Origin of the sequence: Fibrella aestuarina BUZ 2 (genome assembly GCF_000331105.1) — a bacterium.
GTDB classification, from domain to species: domain Bacteria; phylum Bacteroidota; class Bacteroidia; order Cytophagales; family Spirosomataceae; genus Fibrella; species Fibrella aestuarina.
On sequence record NC_020054.1, the window covers coordinates 3,335,228 to 3,359,689 of the forward strand.

At 54.6% G+C, this 24,462-nt stretch carries 15 protein-coding genes; 13 read left to right on the forward strand and 2 right to left on the reverse strand.

Features of this window, described 5'->3' with window-relative positions:
• The first annotated feature begins 254 nt into the window (after positions 1-254).
• The 8 genes from FAES_RS13585 to FAES_RS13615 all read left to right on the forward strand — a co-directional run bounded on the left by FAES_RS13585 (position 255) and on the right by FAES_RS13615 (position 15,966).
• Positions 255-3,356: a SusC/RagA family TonB-linked outer membrane protein gene (locus FAES_RS13585; RefSeq protein ID WP_015331796.1), complete on the forward strand. Its 3,102-nt coding sequence runs from the start codon at positions 255-257 to the stop codon at positions 3,354-3,356.
• 27 nt (positions 3,357-3,383) lie between these two features.
• A complete protein-coding gene (locus FAES_RS13590; RefSeq protein ID WP_015331797.1) occupies positions 3,384-4,859 on the forward strand; it encodes a RagB/SusD family nutrient uptake outer membrane protein in 1,476 nt (491 codons plus the stop codon).
• Positions 4,860-4,916: 57 nt separating this feature from the next.
• Complete coding sequence (locus tag FAES_RS30055) at positions 4,917-5,408, forward strand: hypothetical protein (protein ID WP_148289360.1); 492 nt, start codon at positions 4,917-4,919, stop codon at positions 5,406-5,408.
• Positions 5,409-5,621: 213 nt separating this feature from the next.
• The gene (locus FAES_RS13595; protein ID WP_015331798.1) at positions 5,622-8,786 is read left to right on the forward strand and encodes a SusC/RagA family TonB-linked outer membrane protein; all 3,165 of its coding nucleotides are present in this window, start codon (positions 5,622-5,624) and stop codon (positions 8,784-8,786) included.
• Between the two features lie 24 nt (positions 8,787-8,810).
• Entirely contained in the window at positions 8,811-10,289 is a 1,479-nt protein-coding gene (locus FAES_RS13600; RefSeq protein WP_015331799.1) for a SusD/RagB family nutrient-binding outer membrane lipoprotein, read from the forward strand.
• Between the two features lie 30 nt (positions 10,290-10,319).
• The gene (locus FAES_RS13605; RefSeq protein ID WP_041257862.1) at positions 10,320-10,832 is read left to right on the forward strand and encodes a hypothetical protein; all 513 of its coding nucleotides are present in this window, start codon (positions 10,320-10,322) and stop codon (positions 10,830-10,832) included.
• A 454-nt stretch (positions 10,833-11,286) separates the two neighbouring features.
• Positions 11,287-14,472 (forward strand): SusC/RagA family TonB-linked outer membrane protein, encoded by a 3,186-nt coding sequence (locus FAES_RS13610; RefSeq protein WP_015331801.1) that lies wholly within the window; start codon positions 11,287-11,289, stop codon positions 14,470-14,472.
• A gap of 15 nt (positions 14,473-14,487) precedes the next feature.
• On the forward strand, positions 14,488-15,966 hold the full coding sequence (locus tag FAES_RS13615; protein ID WP_015331802.1) for a RagB/SusD family nutrient uptake outer membrane protein: 1,479 nt from the start codon (positions 14,488-14,490) through the stop codon (positions 15,964-15,966).
• A gap of 101 nt (positions 15,967-16,067) precedes the next feature.
• Here FAES_RS13615 and ung read toward each other — a convergent pair whose 3' ends face one another.
• Positions 16,068-16,733, reverse strand: a complete 666-nt coding sequence (gene ung / locus FAES_RS13620; RefSeq protein WP_015331803.1) for a uracil-DNA glycosylase — start codon at positions 16,731-16,733, stop codon at positions 16,068-16,070.
• A gap of 112 nt (positions 16,734-16,845) precedes the next feature.
• Here ung and apaG point away from each other — a divergent pair, with 112 nt between their 5' ends.
• The 5 genes from apaG to FAES_RS13645 all read left to right on the forward strand — a co-directional run bounded on the left by apaG (position 16,846) and on the right by FAES_RS13645 (position 22,004).
• Positions 16,846-17,232: a Co2+/Mg2+ efflux facilitator ApaG/CorD gene (gene apaG / locus FAES_RS13625; protein WP_015331804.1), complete on the forward strand. Its 387-nt coding sequence runs from the start codon at positions 16,846-16,848 to the stop codon at positions 17,230-17,232.
• Between the two features lie 3 nt (positions 17,233-17,235).
• Positions 17,236-18,012, forward strand: a complete 777-nt coding sequence (locus tag FAES_RS13630; RefSeq protein WP_015331805.1) for an O-methyltransferase — start codon at positions 17,236-17,238, stop codon at positions 18,010-18,012.
• A 42-nt stretch (positions 18,013-18,054) separates the two neighbouring features.
• Entirely contained in the window at positions 18,055-19,419 is a 1,365-nt protein-coding gene (locus FAES_RS13635; RefSeq protein ID WP_015331806.1) for a monooxygenase, read from the forward strand.
• Positions 19,420-19,527: 108 nt separating this feature from the next.
• Entirely contained in the window at positions 19,528-20,457 is a 930-nt protein-coding gene (locus tag FAES_RS13640; RefSeq protein WP_015331807.1) for a M23 family metallopeptidase, read from the forward strand.
• A 35-nt stretch (positions 20,458-20,492) separates the two neighbouring features.
• Positions 20,493-22,004: a serine hydrolase domain-containing protein gene (locus FAES_RS13645; protein ID WP_015331808.1), complete on the forward strand. Its 1,512-nt coding sequence runs from the start codon at positions 20,493-20,495 to the stop codon at positions 22,002-22,004.
• Positions 22,005-22,104: 100 nt separating this feature from the next.
• On the opposite strand, the gene FAES_RS13650 is transcribed toward FAES_RS13645, so the two are convergent.
• Positions 22,105-24,081, reverse strand: a complete 1,977-nt coding sequence (locus FAES_RS13650; RefSeq protein WP_015331809.1) for a DEAD/DEAH box helicase — start codon at positions 24,079-24,081, stop codon at positions 22,105-22,107.
• Positions 24,082-24,462: the final 381 nt, after the last annotated feature.

A 24,462-nucleotide genomic window follows, 5' to 3' on the forward strand; every position in this document is an offset into this window, starting at 1 on the left:
AGTAAAATTCCAGCAATACTATAAAAGGTGGACAGTGCTGAAATGCCAAATATAAATTGGGTAATGATGGATTGTGCATACTATTATAATGATTACACCTGTATATAAGAAATATTGCACTGAAACAGGTCGGAGTAAGACATTAAAAAGAAATAAAAATAGTTGGGTTAGTATCGCTACTACTTTTGTAAGTGCAGTTTATCTTCGTTGTCATAATTACTCACTTTATTAATCAATACTAGTTTCAGTTCATCATGAGAAAACTTCTATTAGGAAGTTGGTTACTACTGCTGCTCTTTTGCCTGCCTGCGCTGGCCCAAGACGTAGCCGTGAGTGGCCGGGTCACTTCATCAGACGACGGCTCTTCCCTGCCTGGGGTGAGCGTACAAGTAAAAGGTACTACCCGCGGAACCGTGACAGACGCTTCGGGGAATTATCGCATCAGCGTGCCGGCCAACGGTCGGCTGGTATTCAGCTTTATTGGCTACATCCGGCAGGAAGTAGCGGTTGCCCGTCAAACGGCAATCAACGTGACGTTGCAGTCTGATGCCACTAACCTGAGCGAGGTGGTAGTCACGGGTTATGGCGGAACAGTCAACCGCCGGGAGTTTACAGGGGCTAGTTCGAAAGTAAGCGGCAAAGACATCAGCAACCTCCCGGTTGGTAGCTTCGATAAGGCGCTGGCCGGCCGGGCAGCAGGTGTGCAGGTGACGTCGGCCAATGGGGTGCCGGGTGGTGCTATTCAGGTACGTATCCGGGGCATCGGTTCAATCTCGGCCGGTAACGACCCGCTATATGTTGTCGACGGTGTGCAATTGAACTCAACAAACAACTCGTCATTTACGAGCAGCAACCCGCTAGCGTTCCTGAACCCGAACGACATTGAAAGTATCGAGATTTTGAAAGACGCTGCGGCGGCTTCAATCTATGGTTCACAGGCGGCTAATGGGGTCGTGCTCGTGACGACCAAACGTGGGAAGGCTGGGAAGACCCAGATTTCGCTGAACTATTATAAAGGTATCTCAGACCCCATCAAGAAACTTGACGTCCTGAATACGCAGGAATGGATCAAGTTACGGACTGAAAACCTAGTCAATGCTGGTACAGCGGCCGATGCAGCCCGGTCATCGGTACTTTCGACCCTGCGCCTGCCCACTACGCTGACTGACGCTGAGATTGCGGCGCTGCCTACCTACGACTGGCAGGATGCTGTTTACAAGCGTGGTAATACCGATAACTACGAACTGAGCCTGAACGGCGGCAACGAGAAGACTCGTTTTTTCGTGTCGGGGTCATATTATTCGCAGGCGGCTAATATCATTAACATCGACTTCCTGCGGGGTACGTTGAACACAACCCTTTCGCATCAGATCAATAACAAGGTGTCGATTGAGCAAACCCTTAAGTTGAGCACGATCTCGTCGCGCGGACAGTTTGGTTCGCCAAACGGTGGTTCGTTCCTAGGTGCTGCTGCGTTCTCGTCGCCGCTGATTCTGCCCAGTGTCCCTATTTACAATGCTGATAATTCGTATTACGGTACACCGGCCTTGGGTGGGATCCCGGGCATCCTGAACCAGAACATCGTACAGGTCAGTGAACTGAACGACATTCGGGCCAACATCAACCAGTTTGTAGGTAGCCTTGCGCTGAACTATAAGGTAACGGATGACCTGGTAATTCGCCCGTTTCTGAGTCTGGACTACCGCTCAATTCGCGGTCGTAGCTTCAGCGACCCGCGCACTGCCGACGGTTTCAACGTGCGTGGCCGGATTCAGGATCAGTTGAACGAGAATAAAAACTTCCTGACCAACGTAACGGCCAACTACAACAAAACGTTTGCCGCCAAACATACGGTAGGTGTGTTGTTAGGGGCTGAGTATCGGTCAGATATCAACGAGAACCTCTCGACCAACGCTACGAACGTACCCACGCCTGATTTCAAATACGCCAGCGCAGCAGCGTTGCCGCAAACGATTGGCGGGTCATGGAGCGGTTACCGCAAAGGGTCTGTATTCGGAAACATCAAATACAACTTCAACAAGAAGTATGACTTGAGTCTGATTGGCCGGCTTGATGGCTCTAGCCGATTCGGCACTAACAATCGCTTTGGCTTCTTCCCGTCGGTATCGGCGGCATGGCTGGTGACGGAAGAAGACTTCCTGAAAGGCAACCGGTACGTAAGCGACCTGAAACTGCGGGCATCATTCGGTACGACGGGTAATGACCAATTGGGTTCGTTGTTCGGGGCTGCCAACTTCCCGGGTCTGGGTCTGGTTAGCCCTGGTTTCGACTATAACGGAGCAGCCGGGTTTGCCCCAACCCAGTTGTCGAATCCTGATTTGAAGTGGGAAACCAACCAGACAATCAACCTGGGTTTGGACTTTGGCTTTGTGAATAACCGTATTACGGGTTCAGTCGACGTATTCCAGCGTACCAGTAAAGATCTGCTACTGCCCTTCAACCTGCCGTTTACCAGTGGGTATAGCACGATCGCGCGGAACGCTGGTGAAGTACAGAACCGGGGTATCGAGTTGGAAATCAACACGGTCAACATAAAAGCGGGGTCGTTCCAGTGGCGGTCGGCTTTCAACATCACCTCGATTCAGAACAAGGTGACGAAGCTGTATCCGGGTATCGTGCCGTTGAATAACCCCGACAGCGCCGTTGTCCTGAGTTACACGGACTTCTACGGGGTTGGCCGCACAGCCATTCTGAATCGTCCGCTGCTCCCCAACTACACGACGGATTATGCTGGCGTAAACCCGGCTACTGGCCGTGCCATGTGGTATGACTACGCAGGTAACCTGACGTACCGCCCTATCACACCGCGCGATCAGAAATACTTCGGTTCGGAGCAGCCTAAATTCTACGGCGGCTTCAACAATACGTTTACGTATGGTGGCTTGTCGCTCGACCTGCTGTTCCAGTACGATTATGGTCGGCGGTCGTTTAACTCGCAAACGTCGTTCCTGGCCGAAAACGCAGGTCGTAACTTCAACGCCTTGCAATATACATATGACCGCCGCTGGCAGAATCCCGGCGACATCACCGACGTACCCCGTGCTTTTAACGCCAATGCTGAAGCAAACAGTATCAGTAACCTGAGCGGAACCCGTACGTTGGAAGATGCCTCGTACCTGCGCCTGAAGCAAGTGACGCTGAATTACGAAATTCCGGCTGCGATCAGCCGCAAAATCGGTGCGTCAAAAGCACGAGTATACGTGCAGGGTGCCAACCTGATTACCTGGACCAACTGGTCGAGCTATGACCCCGAGTTCCTGAACTTCGGTAACGGTAACAGTGGGCTGGTTCCTAACTCGAAAACGTATCAGGCGGGTATCAACTTAACGTTCTAATTTTTAGACTTTCAGCTTTCAAACGCTATGCGTACATATAAATTCATCCTGTCGACGAGTCTGCTGGCAGCAAGTGTACTGGCTGTTACGGCTTGTAAAGACAGCGCGCTTCTTGACGTGAAGCCCCGGTCGGCTGCTGATTTGGCAACGGCGCTGACTACACCAGAGGGTCTTGATGCTGCCGTTAATGGTATTTATGAACGGCTCCAATCGACGATTCTGTATGGCCGTGATTTTCTGGCTGTTTCAGAAGCGTTGAGCGACAATGCTCAATTTACGAATAAATCGGGTCGTTTAGTCAACGAAAACCGGAACGTAGCGGGCGCGACGTTTGGCAACTGGGCCACTTCATATTTTGCTATCAACCAGGCCAACCTGATTCTTGATAACATCAGCACGCTGACGTTTGCCGCCGCCGACACGGCGCGGAGAAACAGTTCACAAGGACAGGCCTATTTCCTGCGGGCGTTGTTATACCATGACTTAATGCGGGCTTACGCATACGAGCCGGGTGTAGAGGTGCCTGCACAAAATCGGGGTGGCGTACCGTTGCTGCTCACTGGTGTTGCCGATCAGAGTAAAATCACGCTGCCTGAACGCCCGGCTATTGCCGACGTATACAAGCAGATATATACCGATCTGCAAAGTGCGATCAGCACATTCGCTAAAACAAACGCCTCAGCCCCAGCCTATGGCAACCGTCAGGCGGCGCAGGCGCTATTCTCGCGGGTTGCCTTGTACAACAAGGATTACACTACGGCGGTGAAATATGCAACAGATGCCATCGCCGGCTCAATTAAGCTGTCTGACAATTCATCGTACGTTAGTGGCTGGCGTGCACCGCGCCACCCTGAATCCCTATTTGAGATTCAGTATACCACTCCTGAGAACATTGGTGTGAATACGTCGCTGCAAACGACATACACCACGCTGGTGCGGCTAGGCGATCGTGGAACAACGGGCGGCTTCGGTGACTTGGTGCCGACAACCGCGTTCATTGCTGACCTTGAAGCCGAGAAAAGCGCAACGGGCGCCGTACTCGATATTCGTCGTCAACTGTATGAACTGGGAACGACTGGCCGGGGGACTGCCTTTATCGAAACAACCAAGTTTCTGGGCAAGAATGGCACGATTAATCTCGATAACGTACCGGTGATTCGGATCTCGGAAGTGTACTTGAACCGGGCCGAAGCCAACTACTTCCTGGGTAATACAGCCGACGCGCTTGCAGACCTGAACGTGATTCGGGTACGTTCAGGGTTACCGGCTTTCCCGGCTACTATAACGGGAGCACCGTTACTGGCTGAGATCTACCGGCAGGCCCGTCTCGAATTTGGTTTCGAAGGTCATCGCTGGTTTGACTTGAAGCGTACAGGCCAAAATGTGGTGAAAGCAGCTGCTCAAGGTAGCGGTCTAGCTTACACTGACTTCCGCATACTGGCTCCCATTCCGGTCAACGAACTGTCGACGAACAAGAACATCCGGCAGAACTTCGGCTACTAAGACTTGATAACCACCGCTGTTAACGGATGGCGGTGGTTACCCAAACTCATATCATCAATGAAAAGAATCATCAGTTTCGCGTTGAGCGCCGTAGCCCTTCTAGGCGTCTACGCCTGCAACAACGATCTCAACAAAGTTTTTGACCCCCAAACACCACTGGTTGAGTTTCAGCCTGCTGTGGTCAACGCGGCTAGTGCCGGCCGGACGTACCCATTGCTTTCAGTGACCAATAGCGTGACAGCCGGTAACTCAGTTACCGTACAAGTTAACCTGCTGGGTCGTAAACCCGGTAGCGATGTGCCCGTTCGAGTATTGGTGGATCCGTCTACGACAGCCGCCGCATCGAGCTACACACTGTCAAATGGTGGGGTGGCCACTTTTTCGACAAGTGCGCCCAATTCAAATACCGCTGGTGTGACACTTACCGTAGCGAGAGCTACGAGTTCAACTGCACCCGTCGGTAACCTGATTTTGGTCATCGACAGTACCAGTACGAATTTTAAGCCGAGTCGTAACTACATGCGGGTCGGGTACTCCTTCCGGCAATAGTTGGTAAAGGATTCATTTATCATAACTGAGTATTTATAAACACCCGCCATGGCGGGTGTTTGTGTTTTTATCCTTAACAGAAATTCTAAGTACATGCGTTTTGTTATTTTATTAACTTAATTGTTGGGCGGAGCAGCTATAATCCATACCATTGACCCTATTTTTGCCCTCCCTTTTCGGGGAAAAAGTATATAATCTAATCTCAGCGCAACAATGCACAGAATTTTATCAAAATGCTGGCTGCTGCTGATGTTCCTGGCCGGGCCGTTATTGGCACAGGACATCACCATTCGGGGCCAGGTCACTTCATCAGACGACAACTCACCGCTTCCGGGCGTGAGTGTGCAGGTACGCGGAACGACACGTGGTTCATCAACCGATGCCGATGGTCGGTATCAACTTAGCGTGCCAACCGGTAGCCGACTCATTTTCAGCTTTATTGGTTACGGCAACCAAGAAGTTACCGTTGGCAACCAGACAACCATCAACGTTGTGCTAACGGCCGGTTCGCAAAACCTCGATGAGGTTGTTGTTACGGCACAGGGTATCGAGCGCGACAAGCGATCATTGGGCTATTCTACCCAGGAAGTAGGCGCCGCCCAGATCACGCAGAAGTCTGAGCCGAGCCTGTTGAATACGTTGCAGGGTAAGCTAGCCGGTGTCCAAATCAACACGCAATCGGGGGCACCAGGTGCTTCGACGAACATCAACATCCGGGGGGTGACGTCGTTCAACGGCAACAACCAGCCACTGGTGGTCGTCGATGGAATTATCTTCTCGAACGACGTAAACGTGACGGGTAACACGCTGTTTCAGGCACAATCATCGAACCGCCTGGCCGATATCAACCCGGAGAACATCGAGTCGCTCAACGTATTGAAAGGGCCAGCGGCTGCTGCTCTGTATGGATCACGGGCGTCGGCGGGTGCTATCATCATCACCACGAAGACGGGCCGGAATCAGAACAATAAAACGGAAGTAACGCTCACGTCGTCATACAACACGCAGAACGTATACGGTCTGCCCCGTTTCCAGAATGAGTACGGACAGGGTAGCAACAACCTGTTTATCAACAACTCAACCAACTCATGGGGGCCGTCGTTTGCGGCCGGTGCCATCTCAGGCGGATCGTCTTACACCAACACGCAGGGGCAGCAACGTACCTATCAGGCGTATCCGAACAACGTACGCGACTTCTTCCAGCAGGGCAGCATCTTCCAGAACACCGCCAGTATTGCCGGGGGCGATGCAACCCGCAACTTCCTGCTGTCGTTCGGTAACGCTTCACAAAGCGGGATTATCCCGACGTCGAAGTTCAACCGGACGAACGTGCAGATCAACGGTGAGACGAAGCTCAACAACGGGGTACGTATCCAGGCCAATGCCAACTATGTGCGGTCGACGCAAACAGGTACAGCCCTGGGTAACGGTGGTAGCGCCTTCGGGCAGCTGACGCGTATTCCGCGGAGCTACGATCTTGAAAATGAGCCGTTTATCGATCCGAATACGGGCCGGAGCGTTTATTTCAACACGACGATCATTAACCCGAACTGGTCGCTCAACAACGTAACGCTCGATAGCCAGCTTGACCGTTTCTTCGGAAACTTCACGGTGGGCTACGACATCAAAAGCTGGTTGAATGTCTCGTACCGGGTAACGGGCGATACCTACACAGATCGCCGCAAAGACGTGTCGAACATCGGGTCGTCGCGGGCACCGCAGGGGTCGGTTACCAACGATCAGTTCTTCCGCTCTGAGCTGAACGGCGACCTTATTCTGCGGGCCAACACAAATCGGTTTTTTGTGGAAGGGCTGGGCGTAACGGCGCTGTTGGGTCATAACATCAACCAGCGTACTACCCAGAATACGTTTGTCGTTGGCGAGCAATTGACGATTCCAGGCTTCCTGAACCCCAGCAACGCGTCGGTATTCACCAGTTCAGGTGAGAACACCACCCTGCGTCGGTTGGTTGGGTACTATGCCCAGGCTTCGTTCAACTACCGCGATTACCTGTTCCTCGAACTGACGGGCCGTGCTGACCAGTCGTCGACGCTGCCGGTAGCCAACAACACGTATTTCTATCCGTCGGCGTCGGTAAGCTTCGTGCCAACTGATGCGTTCAAAATTCAGTCAGACATTCTGTCGTATGTGAAAGTCCGTGCTGCTTTAGCGCGGGTAGGCCGCGATGCCGATCCGTACCTGCTGAATTCAGTGTATGCGAAGTCGGGCTATGGCAACAACGTGGCCAGCATCACCTTCCCGATCACGGTTGGTGGCTCAAGCGTGCCTGGTTTTGGCATTAGCAGCCGGATTGGTAATGCCAACCTGACGCCCGAATTCGTGACGTCATCGGAAGTAGGCCTGAACCTGGGTTTCTTCAAAAACCGCCTCAGCTTCGACGCTACGTACTTCTTTACGCGGTCGACAAACCAGATCTTCAACGCCGCCATTTCCAACTCGACCGGTTTCGACACCCGTACTACCAACGTAGGGGATATGCAGAACCAGGGTCTGGAACTCGTGGTGTCGGCAACACCCGTACGGACGCAGGGTTTCAAATGGGATATCTCGGGTAACTACACCATGATCCGCAACCGGGTTAACTCGATTGCCCCGGGTGTAACGCAGTCAGGGATCACGGGTAACGGGTTTATCGGTATCACGCCGTCGATCGTAGAAGGTCAGCCTTACGGGGTGATTGTGAGCACGGGTAACCCACGCGTGCAGAGCACCAATCCGAGTGGTCAGTATTACGATGCATCGGGTCAGTATGCCGGGCAATATGTGATCAACGCAACGTCTGGCGCCTTCGCTCCGGGTTTGCCGAACCAGATCATCGCCAGCCCGCAGCCACTTTACTTGTTGGGCGTGACCAACACGTTCTCGTTCAAAGGGCTGGTGCTGTCGGCACTGGTCGACATCCGGCAGGGTGGCCAGTTGTTCTCGTTCTCGGCGGCCGATTACCGTACGGCTGGTTCGCTGTACGTAACGGGTATCGATCGCGATCAGCCCCGGATTCTGCCCGGTGTGATTCAGAACGCCGATGGTACCTTCCGGCCTAACAACATTCAGATTCCGGCACAGACGTACTGGAATGGTTTAGGTGGCCTGGCTTCAGAAGGGGCCGTCTTTGATGCTACGGTATACCGTCTCCGCGAGGTGTCACTCAGCTACTCGCTGCCCAAAGGCCTGCTGAGCAAGTTGCCATTTGGCACGGTGTCGTTGGGCGTAAGCGCGCGTAATCTGTTCTACTACGCACCGGGTTATTTTGCTGATCCTGAGGTGAATACGCAAGGGGCAGGTAACATCCAGGGTCTGGACCTGAACGGTCCGCCACCAACACGCAACATCGGCGTGAACCTGCGGCTGACCCTGTAATCAACACTTTATCGTTTCGTATCCATGAATTCAGTCATAAAAAAATCATTGCTGTTGCTGCCGTTGGCCGTTGGGCTGGGTAGTTGCAACAAGTTCTTAGACGTCAACGTCACGCCCAATAACCCCACGGCGGTGCCGCCATCGGTACTGCTATCGTCATCGCTGATCGGCTCGGCGTTTTCTAATGCCAATGAGCTGAACCGCTTCGCCTCCGTGGTGACGCAGCAGCTCACGGGCGCAGCCGGTAGCCCGGCCAACTACGACACGTATAATGTCACGGCGGCTGATTTCGGTAACCAATGGCGGTTTGAAATTTTTGGTGGTGCGCTGGTCAACTACCAGCAAATCATCAATACCGCACCGAATGCACGGGCTTACACGGGTATCGCCAAAATTATGAAGGCGTATACCTTCTCGCTGGCAACCGATACCTGGGGCGACATCCCTTACTCGCAGGCGTTGCTGGGCGAAACCAACCTGACGCCGCGTCTCGACAAGCAGGAAGATATCTACCAGGGCAATCAGTCGCTGGGGATTCAGAGCCTGTTTGACCTGGTGCGCGAAGGGCTGGCTGATCTGAACAGCAACAACGGTAGTCCAACTGGCTTGGTGCCAGGTACGTTGGATGATGTGGTGTATAAAGGTACGTTGGCTAACTGGCGACGCGCCGGGGGTACGTTGCTCCTGAAACTGGCGTCGACGATCAGTGTGAAAAACCCAACGCTGGCAACCACGGTGATCAACGAAGTGCTGCAAAGCGGGAACTACATCAATTCGAACACGCAGGATCTGAACGTGGCGTTTGGTGGTGCCGTGGGTAGCCGCGATCCCCGTTATGAATACACGTATGTGAGCTTGTTCCGTGATGACCTCATCCTGAGCACGCGCTACCTGAACTTGCTGCAAAGTCTGAACGACCCCCGGTTGCCGATTTTCTTTACGCGCAACGCCGCGGGTAACTACGGTACGGCCGATAACGGACAGCGGGGTGGTTACCCAACGCCGGTCAACTATTCGCGCTATGGCTCGGCAATCGTTGGGGCAAACGGCGAAGGTCCGGTGCGGCTGCTGACGAACTTCCAGCGGGCGTTCATTCTGGCTGAAGCGGCCTTGCGGCTGGGTACACCCGGCGACCCGCAGGCGCTGTATACGGAAGGTATCCGGGCGTCGATGACACTGGCTGGCCTGACGGCCGCGCAGATCGATGCGTACCTGGCGGCTAACCCCAAGGTGGCTACGCTGACGGGTACCAACGAAGAGAAAATTGCCCAGATCATCACGCAGAAGTACATCGCCTTCACGGGCAATGGCATCGAGCTCTGGAACGACTACCGCCGCACAGGTTATCCGGCGTCGATCAACACGCGCTCACAAAACGCGACGGGTGTTGACGGCACGATCCCGGTTCGGGCGGTATACGTTCAGGAAGAAATTCAGCGGAACCCGAATTTCCCACAAGCTCCCCCGCAGTCAAATGTGAAGGTGTGGTGGGATGCTAACTAACGGATGTTCACGGCAAAATCATTGAGACACATGACTAAGACAATCATAAAAAGCTTGCTGCTGGTGGCGTTGGTTACGGCCAACTTCGCCTGCAAAGACGATCTACAATATGGCCCGCTGGTGCGTGACAACCGCCCGGCTGTGCCGGTAACGTTTACCGGAGCCACAACCTTTGGCGGTAACCCGTATATCGAGGTGTCGGCGGCAGGGGCGGGTACGATTCGCTATACGCTGTCGATTCCGCAGTCGAGCGGGCGCACGATCAAGGAAATCACGCGCGTAGCGGGTGGCGGTACGGCCGTAAATGCGGCTTCGTTGAACACGGCCTCGGCCATCATCAACACGGCCCCCATTGCCGGCAACGGCACGACTGCCGTGTTTGAAACAACGCTGGCTGCTTTCAAGGCAAAGTTTACGGGAGTTAGTACCACCCCTTCGGCTAATCCGTATACTCCGAGCGAGATTGCATTTATCTTCCTGGTAACCCTCGATGATAATACGCAGATCGTCACGCAGCAGGTACGTGCCAGGCTGATTCCTTAAGCGTCGAGGCACAAAAAAAACGCCGCTGATCGGATCAGCGGCGTTTTTTTTGTGCCTCATCAATATGTGACTACTCCTCTCTTATGATGGATAGTATAAAAGGTTGTTTTGGACATAAGTCAGTAGAATCGTTGGCCTATCACAGATGACGAAATATGATTTTTTGAATAAATAGGTAAGTATATATTTATGAGTAATAATACTATTTTATGGCCATTATCCGGTTAATTTACCGGATATGTACTATATTTTAAATGAAAAATTAATGTTGGCTAATACGGGGCAATTATACTTTTCTCAGAATATTAATTGGTCATTACGTAGAGCGTCCTTATCATTGCATTGCGAATTGAGAATAGGCCGAACAATACGGGTAATTGGTCAAAAACGAAGATTACTCAGATGGGTGTTGACCTGTTATCAATCGCTCAACTAACTTAACTTGTGTACATCTATGAGTAAACTATTTACGGGATGCTGGCTTCTGTTCGCGCTGTTCTCGTTGCCACTGCTGGCACAGGACATGACCGTGCGGGGTCGGGTCACTTCATCAGACGACGGCGCTGCCCTGCCTGGGGTGAGCGTGCAGGTAAAAGGGACAACGCGTGGCACCAACACCGATGGTGAGGGGCGTTTCCAATTAAGCGCACCTCGTAATGCGCGGCTGGTATTCAGCTTTATCGGGTATAGCTCGCAGGAAATTGCGCTGAACGGCCAATCGGAGGTAACCATCGCCCTGAAAGGCGACTCGCAACAATTAAGCGAGGTGGTGGTAACGGGTTATGGCACCCAAACTCGCCAAGAGACTACAGGGAACATTGCCTCAGTAAAGGGATCGGCTATTGCTACCCAACCCATCCAAAGCTTTGAATCGGGGCTGGCTGGGCGTGCGGCCGGGGTGCAGATCACGGTGCCAAACGGCGTGGTGAACAACCCGCCGGTATTTCGTATCCGGGGTACCAACTCCATCTCGCTTAGTTCGTATCCGCTGGTTGTCGTGGATGGTATCCCCACCTATACGGGTGATCAAGGCTCCACTAACGCCCCGGCTAACCCGCTGGCGAGCATCAACCCCAACGACATCGAGACGATGGACATCGCCAAAGATGCCGCCGCTACAGCTATTTATGGTTCGCGAGCAGCCAACGGGGTCGTATTTATTACGACCAAGCGTGGTAAGGCCGGCAAGGTGAAAGTCAACTACGACGGCTGGGTGGGCTTCTCGAACGCCTACCGTCTACCGAAGTTGCTGAATGCCAGCGAATACATTGCGTTTAAAACGCAGGCTGTGGCCAACAACCCGTCACAGTCGGCGGTGAAGTTCGCGCAGACCAACGATGCCAACGGCAACCCTATCGAGACCCGCTGGTACGATCAAATTTACCGGCAGGGCGTGTCGAACAACCATACCGTGAACGTATCGGGTGGTAACGACAACACCAACTACTACTTCTCGACGGGCTACACTAACCAACAGGGTATTATCCGCCGCAACGACTTCCAGCGCATCAACACGCTGTTCAACGTCGATAGCAAACTGGGTAAGGCTGTAACGGTAGGGGGTAAGGCTTCTTATTCAAATGAGCAGAACCTGTCGGCCGGTACGTCGGGCTCGCTGAGCGGCGAAGCCTTTAACACCAGCGGTCTGGGCCGGGTAGGTCTGGTATTGCCTCCGATCCTGCCGGTTTACAACGCCGACGGGTCGTACAACATCAATGGGCCAGCCATCGGAACGGGAACAAACGTAGTGGGTACAGCGATTTCGTACCCCAACCCGCAACCAATGCTTGATCTGAACCGCTCGAACAGCGAAAACAACCACGTTCAGGCTAGTGTCTATTTGCAAGTGAAGCCCCTGAGCTGGATAACGCTTCGTAGCGTATATGGTATCGACTACCTGTTTGTCGACAACGATATTTTCCAGGCGCCGCAGTCAAGCGATGGTAACGCGTCGCAGGGTAACGCATCGAGCATTTTTGCCCGGAACAAAACCTGGTTGTGGACCAACACCGCTCAGTTTGACAAGTCGTTCAACGAGGCGCACAACCTGAGCCTGCTCGTTGGTCAGGAACAACAGCGCCGCACGTTTGTATCGTACGGGATCAACCGGCAGACGCTATCAGACCCGGCCTACAATGTGATTCAGGCGGGTTGGGTAACCAACAACCCCACCGGCATGGGCTTCGGCGAAAACTACCTGCTCTCAGGCTTTGGCCGGTTGAACTACAACTTTAAAGAGAAATACTTCCTGAGCGGTAACGTCCGGCAGGATGAGTACTCGGCACTGGGCCAGAAGAAAGGGGTGTTCTATGGCGTTTCGACCGGTTGGGATCTGACTAAAGAGAATTTCTGGAGTGGCCTTGGCAACACGGTGAGCACGTTCCGTCTGCGCGGTAGCTACGGTAAAGTGGGTAACATCGGCGGTATCGGTGATTACTCGCCTTACTCGATCTACGGTTCTGGTCTGTATGGTGGCCTGGCTACGCTGGCGTTCCAGACGGTGGGCAACCCCGACCTGCGCTGGGAAACGAGCACCAAGACCGACTTTGGTTTTAACTTCGGCTTGTTCAGCGACCGCATCACAGGTGAGGTGGCGTATTATAACAACGATATCGATAACCTGATCCTGAACGTACCGCAGGCCCCGTCGACGGGTGTACCGGGCCCGAACGCCAACCCGGCTGTGGCTTTCCCGCCGCAAAACGTCGGCCGGATGTACAACCGAGGGCTTGAGGTTTCGCTCAACGCACGGGTGATCAACAAGCGCAACTTCACGTGGTCGTCGAGCTTCAACATCACCTTCAACAAAAACGAAGTAACGGCATTGGCGCCCGGTCTGGAGTCGATCCTGACAGGTACGTCGGGGCTGGAGACGGTCAACCGCACGCAGGTTGGCTATCCGCTGGGTACGTTGTGGGTGGTACCAACGGCGGGTGTCGATCCGGCAACGGGCAAGCGCATTTTCGTCAATGCGGCTGGCCAGAAGGTGTATTACCAATTCTACGCGCCAGCGTCAGCGGGGCAGTTCAACTACTCGACCACGCCTGACGGCCGGACCCGGTACGTTAGCTCAACGGGTGGTACGGCCATCACGCAGGCTGCCGACGCCGTTATGTACGCCAACGTATTGCCGAAAGTATACGGTGGTTGGGATAACACGTTCCGCGTCGGTCCGTTTGACATGAACGTGCTGTTGACCTACCAGACTGGCTTCTACGTCTACTACGGCACCAACGCCGGTCTGCACGACCAACGGTTCTGGAACAACGACCGCGATGTGCTGACCGACGCCTGGATGAAAGAAGGCGATACCGGCAAGAAGTACGCCAAGCCCGTATTCGGCGACAACACGTCGAACGGCTCAGCTATTCCGATGGACATCAACGTATTCAAGGGTGATTTCGTGAAGTTGCGGACGGTATCGCTGGGGTATAACCTGCCCGCGAGCCTGGCACAGCGCGTGCGCCTGAGCAACGTACGGTTGTACGTGCAGGGCCAGAACCTGGCTGTGCTGACGGCTTACCCCGGTCCTGATCCGGAGGTATCGTCAAATGGTAACAGCACGAGCTCACAAGGCGTGGACCGGAATACGGTTGGCAACGCCCGGACTATCACTATCGGCCTGCGGGCTGGTTTCTAATACCGACCATCAACCATGAAAAAAATACTAGTACAAGCGTCTCTGTTAGGCGCATTCCTCCTGGGTACGTCGGCTTGTAACCGTGACTTGCTGACCCCCATTCCACAAACGTCGGTATCCGATGCGTCGTCGTTCAGCACGACGAGCCGGGTGCAGCAGCAGTTGCTGTCACTGTACACGGCCTTGAAAGATGGTAACCTCTATGGCGGCCGCTACCTGATCTACGGCGACATTCGGGGCGAGAATTTCCTCAACGAGACGTCGAACCTCGTCACTGGTGCCGACGTGTGGAACCTCAACGCCACCAACAGCGCCACCGCGGTACAGACGCTCTGGTATGCCGCTTATCTGTGCATCAACAAGTGCAACATCTTTATCGACGGCATGGCGACAGTACCGGTTACGATCGTGCCGGCTGATGTCGCCGCCCGGTATATCGCCGAGGCTAAGCTGATTCGGGCGCTGTCGTATTACAGCCTGCTGCAATACTACGCCCGGCCTTATGCCGACGGCAATGGGAACAAGCCCGGCGTGCCCCTTCGTTTGAACGGGATCAAAGGCACGGGTCAGTCTGATCTGGCGCGTAGCACGGTGGCTGATGTGTACACGCAGGTGCTGAAAGACCTCAACGAAGCGGAAACGGGTTTACCCCAAACCTATTCGGGTACGGGCGAAAACACCACGCGTGCCCATAAGAACACGGCTATCGCGCTGAAAACGCGGGTATATCTGACCATGCAGCGCTATGCCGATGTGGTCACGGAGGCTAACAAGATTGTAAGCCCAGCAGCGCCTTTCAACGCGCCAACGGGGGTAAACCACCGCTTGCAGGCTGACATCGCCACGGTGTTCACGAACTTCACCACTACCGAGTCGATTTTCTCGATGCCGATGACGACCACGGCGGGCGACTTCCCCGGTACGCAAAACCAGCTGGCGTTCTACTACCAGCCTAACGCCAGCAATGGCGGTACGGGTGGGGCCGAGTACTCGTTGAATCCGAGTGGGATCATCGCCAACACCAACTGGTCGGCTACCGATCGCCGCCGGTCATTTGTTCGGCAAACGGGCACAGGTGCCACCACCAAGAACTGGCTGATCAAGTACAAAACGGTTAGCCCGTACACCGACTACGTTCCGGTGATTCGCTATTCGGAAGTGTTGTTGAACCTGGCTGAAGCGAGGGCGCGTACGACCAACTCCGTAGATGCACAGGCGGTAGCCCTGTTGAGTGCCGTTCGCAATCGGTCAGATGCGGCGATCACCTACACGACGACCAGCTTTGCCAACGCTACCGAGCTGACCAACGCTATTCTGCTGGAACGCAACATCGAGTTCCTGGGTGAAGGGCTGCGCAACAATGATCTGGTGCGGCTGCTGCAAACCATTCCCGCCAAAGGGTCGGTTGCGGCTAAAGCGGCTTCTGAGAATGGCTACATCTGGCCGATCTCTGCGCAGGAGCTAGCTCTCAATAAGCTGGCAACGGACAACTAGAATTACGTCCAAGGTTTAACGTCCAATGTCCAACGTTTACGGATAGCGCACTTAGCGTGTCCGCAAGCGTTGGACATTGGACGTTAAACCTTGGACGTAATTTACCACTCGATCGGTGGCAGGCCTTTGCTTTCCAGGTACGTGTTGGCCTGGCTGAAGTGCTTGTTGCCGAACCAGCCGCCCCACTGAGCGGCCATGGGCGAGGGGTGTTTCGCTTTTAAGATCAAGTGCTTGGAGTCGTCGATGACGGCTCCTTTTTTTTGTGCGTAGGCGCCCCACAGCATAAACACCACGTGCTCTTTTTGCTCGGAGAGGATCTTGATAACGGCATCGGTGAACGTTTCCCAGCCTTTGCCCTGATGCGACCCCGCCTGCCCGGCCCGGACGGTCAGGGTCGAATTGAGCAGCATCACCCCCTGCGAGGCCCAGCGCTCCAGATTCCCCGATTTAGGGATGGGTTTGCCGAGGTCGTCCTGAATCTCCTTGAAAATATTGATGAGCGACGGGGGCTTCGTGATACCATCGGCGACCGAAAACGCGAGCCCATTGGCCTGCCCTTCACCGTGATACGGATCCTGGCCCAAAATGACCACGCGGGCGTCGTCGAAACTACATTTGTCGAAGGCGTTGAAGATCAGGCGGCCGGGCGGATAAATCCGCTGGCTGGCGTATTCCTGTCGTAAAAATTCGGCTAACTTTGGGAAATACGGTTTGTCAAACTCAGGTTGCAGGTAGGGTTTCCAGGATTCGGCGATCGTAACGTTCATAGTAGGGGAGTAATGGAGTAAAGCCGGAAAAATAATTTCCGACAGGCCGATTGACCTGGCAAACTTATCAACTTATTTTACGTTCTAAGGTTGTCTAAAACGAGCTTTGTTTATGGTTTCTGCCGTAACGGAAGGCATTGAGGTAATTGTCAAAACAGAGTATCAGCACGGCTATTCGAGCCCATTGCAGGCACACTTTGTGTTTACCTACCGCATTGCCATTGAAAACCACAGTGAGCATACCATCCAGTTGTTGCGTCGCCATTGGCTTATCTACGACGCCACCGGCGAGGTGCGTGAAGTAGAGGGCGAAGGCGTTATTGGCCTGCAACCTGTGCTCGAACCCGGCGAGCGCCACGAATACGTGTCGGGCTGCAACCTGCACGCCAGCATGGGTAAGATGGTGGGGTCCTATCTGGTCGAGCGGATCATCGACGGCAAACAGTTTCGTATTCAGGTGCCCGAATTCACGATGGTGGTGCCGTTCCAGTTGAATTAATTCTTGATCAAGGCCTATCTCCGGCATTGGTGGCGGGCGGGCAACGCTCACGGTCTCCATTCGCCTTTTGTCTACGCCCTCTACACAGAGGTTATCAGCGCTCGGTCCGACACAACGCCATTCACGGCGATTGAGCAATTGCGGAAACAACTCCGCCAAAGTACCGAACTCATCAACGTAACCGACCTCGGTGCCGGCTCACGAACGGGGGCCGGTCAACAGCGGCAGTTGGGGCACATTGCCCGATCGGCCCAGAAACCAGTTCGGTACGCCCAGCTCCTCAATCGGCTGGTACACCGCTTTAAGCCCACGACAGTGCTGGAGCTGGGTACGTCGTTGGGGCTAACAACGGCTTATCTGGCCGATGCCGCCGCCCGCACAAACGGCCGTGTTGTCACCTTTGAAGGCTGCCCTGCCATTGCCGCCAAGGCTAAAAAGCACCTTGATGAATTGGGCTATCAGCATGTGGATGTGGTCGTTGGTGACCTAAGTAAAACTTTGGCGTCTGAACTAGCAAAATTACCCAGCTTAGACTTCGTGTTTTTCGACGCTAATCATCGGTATCAGCCTACTATTCAATATTTTACCAGTTGTCTGGAAAAGGCGCACAATGACTCCCTCTTTATCTTCGACGACATTCACTGGTCGGATGAGATGGAACAGGCCTGGGCCACCATCAAAGACCATCCGTCGGTTCAGGTGACGGTTGATCTGTTCGGTGTAGGGTTGGTGTTTTTTCGGCGTCAACAGCCACGACAGCATTTTGTGTTGACGTTTTAGGCAGGTAACCGTATCTCCAGTATCCGTATCACCGACCCTACTATGAAAAAGCCAGTAGCTCTTGTTCTTGCGTTTGCCGTTGCTGGTCTGATGGCCTCCTGTAGTAAACAACTGACCACCGATGTGCCGACGGCTACTGACCAAACCACCTTTGGCCTGATCCAGAATCGGATACTAACGCCTTCCTGCGCCACGGCGGGCTGCCACGCGTCGGAGAACGATGCGGCTTTCAAGCAGCACGGGCTGGTACTGGCGGCCGGCGAAGCCTACAAGAATCTGGTCGGGGTTGACCCAAAAAACGCACTGGCCCTTACCGACGGCCTGAAGCGCGTGAAAGCGTTTGAGTCGCAGAAAAGCCTCCTGTACCACAAGCTGAATGTCGACGCCGCGCACCATACCGGCAAAAACTACGGTAACCCGATGCCCCTGGGCAGTGATCCCCTCAGCGTTGGGCAGATTGAGTTTGTCCGGCGCTGGATCGATGGCGGCGCGTTGCCCGACGGTAACCTGATCGACCCTACGCTGCTCGATGACAAGACGCCCAGCACTGGGGCTAATGCGAGTTTTCAGGCCCCTAAGGCGCCCATTGCTGGCCAAGGTTACCAACTGCGAATCGATCCGTTCGACGTGGCGCCCAACTTTGAGCGGGAGCTATTTGTGCGCAAGAACGTGGGTAATACCGACGAGATCTACGTGAACCGGTTTACGGTGACGATGCGGCCCGGTAGTCATCATTTTATCGCCCACGATTTTGAGTCGGCCGCGCTGGCACCGCCACTCAACCAGGTACGTGATCTGCGCAATGCCGATGGCTCGCTGAATTTTGCGACGGTGCTGCAAATGAGCAACCACGTGTATCTGGCGGGTAGCCAGTCGCCCAATCTCGACTACTCGTTTCCGGAAGGGGCGGCACTGCTGATTCCGGCCAACGCCTCGGTCGACCTGAATGCGCACTACGTTAACAAGGGCAAGACTACGATGCAGGGCGAGGCGTACCTCAACTTTTATACCACGCCCAAAGCCGCCGTCACCAAGGTAGTTCGGACGCTGAACCTGGGTAACACAAGCCTATCCATCCCGGCGGGCCAGGAAATGACGTTCAAGAAGACGTTTCTGGTAACCGCTAAAACCCGGCAGGTGCTGACGCTGACCTCGCACATGCACAAACTGGGAACGAAGTTTGTCATACGCATCAAAGGCGGCGCCCGCGACGGTGAAGTCGTTTACAGCACTACGGATTGGGAACACCCCGACATTATCAATTTCAAGACGCCAATCACGCTGGCCAAAGGCGAAGGCCTGACTTCGGAGATTACATACAATAACACGACCAACAGGACCGTAAAATTCGGCCTGACCAGCGAGGACGAAATGGGAATCATTTTTGGGTACTATTACGAAGAGTAACGCGAGGGCAACCGCGCTGTTCCGCAAATTGTCGCGGGAAGATGCGGTATTTTGTATACTATGAGTTTCCTTAGCATAGGAATTCTACTTGCGTACCTACCACCCTGAATGAACCCACTGAACCGCCTGCATTGGTTTGTTTTAGTTTTATTTATTCCCGTCTGGACACGGGCTCAGGTTACCGACCGAAAAGTCGATGTTGTCTATAAGCTCTCCGAAGCAACGGGTGAATACCTGTTTAAGGCCTCGAATCCTAACCTCTGCGAGTATACCGTGCAGGTCGATGTCGTGGATGTGGTGGGGATGCGGAGTTCCGTCAAACTACCCTACGTTGGCAGTGTTAAGCCGGGTGAAACAACCTTGTTTTCGCTGAAACCAACTAAAATGGGGGAGGCGGCGTCGTTTCGTTACCTGTATACGGCTACCCGGGGTCGGTTATTTCAGGCGGAGCCGCCAACCTACCTGTACACACTGCCCGTAGCCCCCGGCCAACCGGTGCTGGTTCAGGAAACACAGGCGATGGGTAAGGTACTGGGGGTAAAAAACGTTCGGCTCACCAACTATACCTCGTTGGTTTTTCAGGTTAAGAACGGCGACACCGTTTTCGCCGCGCGCCGAGGTGTGGTCATAAACCGGCTCGATGGCTGGGCCGCTACGGCCCGTGATGACGTTCGGGAGAGCAATCTGGTTGAAATAAGCCACGCTGATGGCACGTTTGCCCAATATGCCCGCCTGAAAGCCGGTAGCCTGCTGGTGAAACTGGGTGAAACGGTGGAGGTGGGCCAACCGCTCGGTCTGGTCGGCGAGCTGCCCGGCCTGCCCCCTACCATCCATTTCTCGGTGCGTTACCTGCCGCCGGTCGAGGTGCAGCCTAGTAAAGAATACAAGTACATCCACCTGCGCCCCAAGTTTTCCGCCCTGACCATCGAGTCGGGCGATTACCTGATCTCGGGACGTACCTACGAGGCGACCCGGCCGGTGGAACTGATCACGCAGGAAATGTCGAAGCGGGAAATTAAGCGTTACCTAAAGCAATAGCGTTTCAGCAGCGGGGTAGCTTGTTACCTTGCAACATGAAACATCCGCTACTCTGTTTGTTCCTGGCGCTGCCGCTGAGCTCGTTTTGCCAGCCAGCTACCAACGTACCCACAGCCGACGACCGGTTACGCCGCATCGAAGCGGCCCTGCCTGTCGTCGAGAAAATTTACAGCGATTATGCGGCGCAGCGCCACGTACCTGGCATTGGGCTTGGGGTGGTGGTCGATGGTAAACTGATCTACGGAAAAGGCATCGGTGAGGCCGATCTGGCGACGAAACGGCCCGTTACGGCGCAGTCGCAGTTCCGCATCGCATCGATGACCAAAAGCCTCACGGCCATGGCCATTCTGAAACTGCGCGACGAAGGTAAGTTACGCCTCGACGACCCGGCGGCTGGGTACGTTCCCGAACTGACAAACCTGCGCCCGCTCACCACCGATGCGCCGCCCATCACGATCCGCCACCTGCTGACGCATGCCGCTGGTTTTCCTGAAGATAACCCCTGGGGTGACCGGCAACTGGCCGACTCTGAAGCCGAGTTAAGTCAGTTTTTGCGTGGCGGGCTCTCGGTAGCCAACGCGCCGGGCGTGGCCTATGAATACAGCAACCTGGGCTTTACGCTGTTGGGGCGGATCATCAGCAACGTCGCGAAGCAGCCCTATCAGCAGTATATCACCGACAATATCCTTCGCCCGTTGGGCATGACGAGCACGATCTGGGATTACCGCAAGGCTGACCCCAATCGGTACGTAAACGGCTACCGCTGGCAGGAGGGACAACACCTGGCCGAAACGCCCCTGCCCGACGGCTCCTGGGGGGCCATGGGGGGGCTGATTACGACGGTTGACGATTTTGCCCGCTACATGGCCCTGCATCTGAGCGCTTGGCCCGCCCGCGACGGTGCAGAAACCGGCCCGGTGCGGCGGAGTTCACTGCGGGAAATGCAGCAGCCCTGGAATTTTCGGGGCTTAAACGCGCAGTTCCGCTACCCATCGGGACGGCTTTGCCCAACCGCCCAAGCTTATGCCTATGGCCTGGTCTGGGCGCGCGATTGTGGGGGGCGCGTGAGTGTAGGCCATAGCGGTGGCCTGCCCGGTTTCGGCACCGAATGGCAGGTAATGCCCGATTATGGTATTGGTATTATCAGTTGTGCCAACCTCACCTACGCGGGGATGCGCACCCTGAACACGGCTGCGCTCGATACGCTCATTGCGTTGGCGGGCCTGAAACCACGAGTGCTGGCTCCGTCGGTTATTCTGGCCCAACGCAAAGCCGAGCTCGTGCGACTACTGCCCAATTTTGAGAAGGCTGAGGCGAGTGGCATTTTTGCCGAAAACTTCTTCCCTGATACGCCCATCGACCTGCGCCGCCGCAGTACGCAGGCACTGTTCGAGAAGATCGGCAAGGTGGTGCGGGTGGAGGAACTGATTCCCGAAAACAACCTGCGGGGTACGTTCCGGATCGTGGGTGAACGCGGCGCTGTCGACGTATTTTTCACCCTGACCCCCGAGGCCAACCCCCTGATTCAGCAATTAGATCTGAAGTAGGGGGCAATGCAAAACGTCCAACGTTCATTGTTGGCTGACGCGTCTTATTCGGACATCAGCCAACAATGAGCGTTGGACGTTTTATATTGAAACCCTATTTCTACCGGGCTACTTCAACGTTGACACGGCGGCCTTTGATGTTGTTGCCATCCATCGCCGTTACAACGCGGTTAGCCACATCGTTGGGTACGTCGACAAACGTGTGCTTATCGAAGATGTCGATGCTACCGATGCTGCTGCCGGGAATACCCGACTCGCCGGCAATGGCACCAACAATATCACCGGGGCGCACGTAGTCGCGACGGCCAATGCTCACGCTGAGGCGGGTCATATTGGCTTCACGCTCACGGGGTACGCGCTCGTTATCTTTGGTGAAATAACCTTTACGGCCATCGCCACCGTCACGCGGACCGAATGAACGGTCACCACCACGACGGTCTTCAAAGCGGCCACCACGCGAATCGCCGCGATCACCACCACGACGGTCTTCGAAGCGACCACCACGGTCACCACCGCGACGATCTTCGAAACGGCCACCACGGTCACCACCGCGACGATCTTCGAACCGATCGTTCTTGTCAAATTTTCCGTTCCGGCGATCTTCGGCGTTCAGGTCCTGATCCGAGAATTCGTTTTTCTCGATACCCATGCTGCGCTTCATCAGGGCCGACACGATGGTATCGGTCGAGAAGCCCTCGTGATGCAGTTGGGTCAGCATGTCTTCGTACAGGTGCAGGTCTTTGCTCGTGCGGATATCGTCGGCCAGTTGCTCGATAAACCGAGCTTTACGAATGCCTACGATGTCTTCAAACGACGGGATAACGCCCTTCTCTACCCGAACCTTGGTATAGTTCTGGATGTCGCGGAAGCGGTATTTCTCATCGCGGCTGACGAGCGAAAACGCCCGACCCGACTTGCCGGCGCGGCCCGTACGGCCAATCCGGTGTACATAATATTCTTCGTCGAGGGGGACGTCGTAGTTGATAACGGCGTCTACGTTATCCACGTCGATACCGCGGGCGGCTACGTCCGTAGCGACCAGGATCGTGGTTACGCCCGAGCGGAACTTGCTCATCACGTTATTGCGCTGCGCCTGACGCAGGTCACCGTGTAGCCCTTCGGCCTGGTAACCGCGCACCATCATTTCTTCCACGATCTCTTCTACTTTGCGCTTCGTGTTACAGAACACCAGCATCAGTTTCAGGTCGTACAGGTCGATCAGGCGGCACATTACCTCGGTTTTAGCGCGGGGTTTCACCTCGAAGAACACCTGCTCAATGTTGGTGTTGGTGAGTTCTTTCTTCACCACTTTCACCAGCACCGGGTTCTGCTGGAACCGCTGCGTAATCGACAGGATGGGTTTCGACATCGTGGCCGAGAACAGCACCGTCTGGCGCTCGGTCGGGAAATCTTCCAGGATGCTTTCGATGTCTTCGCGGAAGCCCATATCGAGCATCTCGTCGGCCTCATCAAGCACAATCATCTTGGCGTTGTCGAGCTTCAGGGTGTTGCGCTCCATGTGGTCCATCACACGGCCGGGCGTACCCACCACGATATGAACGCCTTTCTTGAGCGAGCGAATCTGCCGCTCAATCGAGTCGCCACCGTAGATGGCTTCGATGAACACACCGCGCTTAAACTGGCTCAGTTTCCGCATTTCTTCGGTTACCTGCAGGGCCAGTTCGCGGGTCGGGCACAGAATCAGCACCTGTACGCTGCGATCGCTGGGATCGACCAGCTCAAGCGCTGGGATCCCGAAGGCGGCGGTTTTACCCGTTCCCGTCTGGGCCTGACCAATCACGTCGCGGCCCGCCAGAATCGGAGGAATGGCTTCGGCCTGAATCGGAGAGGGCGTTGTAAAGCCCATTTCCGTAACAGCGGCCAGCATATCCGGTGAGAGGTTCAGATCGGCAAAGGTGCGCTGATTGGGCGCGTCGGGCTGAACCGTAATCGTGTCTTTAATTTGAGGTGCCTGTACAGCTTCCTGAATGGGTTGCTCTTCTTGTGCGGCCATTTCCTGCACGGGTTGTTGTTCGACGGTTTCGTCGAGATCAGACTGGATGTTTTCCAGAGTCATAAAAAAGAATAAAAAGTAATGAAGCCCGCATACGGCGGACGATTCGTCAAGCAAACAGTGACGTGTGCGGCAGACCAACTAAGCACCAACCCATACCCTTGCAGAAAAACCCTTCCCCTACCGAATACCCAATTGGATTTTTGAATCGCTTAGAACAGCGTTGTTGACCCTCGTCAGGAGGAACCATCACCCACAGCCTGTACTGTTTGTACATCCGGGCCTGGCTCTGTAAACCACCTTGTTATGAACGAGTGCGGCAAGAGATGCCGCTAAGAACAGAGAGAAGCCGACGGATGTCGCTTGAATTCAGCTACAAAAGTAAGACTTTTTTTAGTAAAAAGCAAGCCTGTATGTGAATAGTATTGTACTATTCGAAGGTAT

Excerpts from the sequence above, each read along its gene's own strand:
- FAES_RS13585 (WP_015331796.1), top strand. The coding sequence starts at position 255 with ATGAGAAAACTTCTATTAGGAAGTTGGTTACTACTGCTGCTCTTTTGC.
- FAES_RS13590 (WP_015331797.1), top strand. The coding sequence starts at position 3,384 with ATGCGTACATATAAATTCATCCTGTCGACGAGTCTGCTGGCAGCAAGT.
- FAES_RS30055 (WP_148289360.1), top strand. The coding sequence starts at position 4,917 with ATGAAAAGAATCATCAGTTTCGCGTTGAGCGCCGTAGCCCTTCTAGGC.
- FAES_RS13595 (WP_015331798.1), top strand. The coding sequence starts at position 5,622 with ATGCACAGAATTTTATCAAAATGCTGGCTGCTGCTGATGTTCCTGGCC.
- FAES_RS13600 (WP_015331799.1), top strand. The coding sequence starts at position 8,811 with ATGAATTCAGTCATAAAAAAATCATTGCTGTTGCTGCCGTTGGCCGTT.
- FAES_RS13605 (WP_041257862.1), top strand. The coding sequence starts at position 10,320 with ATGACTAAGACAATCATAAAAAGCTTGCTGCTGGTGGCGTTGGTTACG.
- FAES_RS13610 (WP_015331801.1), top strand. The coding sequence starts at position 11,287 with ATGAGTAAACTATTTACGGGATGCTGGCTTCTGTTCGCGCTGTTCTCG.
- FAES_RS13615 (WP_015331802.1), top strand. The coding sequence starts at position 14,488 with ATGAAAAAAATACTAGTACAAGCGTCTCTGTTAGGCGCATTCCTCCTG.
- ung (WP_015331803.1), bottom strand. The coding sequence starts at position 16,733 with ATGAACGTTACGATCGCCGAATCCTGGAAACCCTACCTGCAACCTGAG.
- apaG (WP_015331804.1), top strand. The coding sequence starts at position 16,846 with ATGGTTTCTGCCGTAACGGAAGGCATTGAGGTAATTGTCAAAACAGAG.
- FAES_RS13635 (WP_015331806.1), top strand. The coding sequence starts at position 18,055 with ATGAAAAAGCCAGTAGCTCTTGTTCTTGCGTTTGCCGTTGCTGGTCTG.
- FAES_RS13640 (WP_015331807.1), top strand. The coding sequence starts at position 19,528 with ATGAACCCACTGAACCGCCTGCATTGGTTTGTTTTAGTTTTATTTATT.
- FAES_RS13645 (WP_015331808.1), top strand. The coding sequence starts at position 20,493 with ATGAAACATCCGCTACTCTGTTTGTTCCTGGCGCTGCCGCTGAGCTCG.
- FAES_RS13650 (WP_015331809.1), bottom strand. The coding sequence starts at position 24,081 with ATGACTCTGGAAAACATCCAGTCTGATCTCGACGAAACCGTCGAACAA.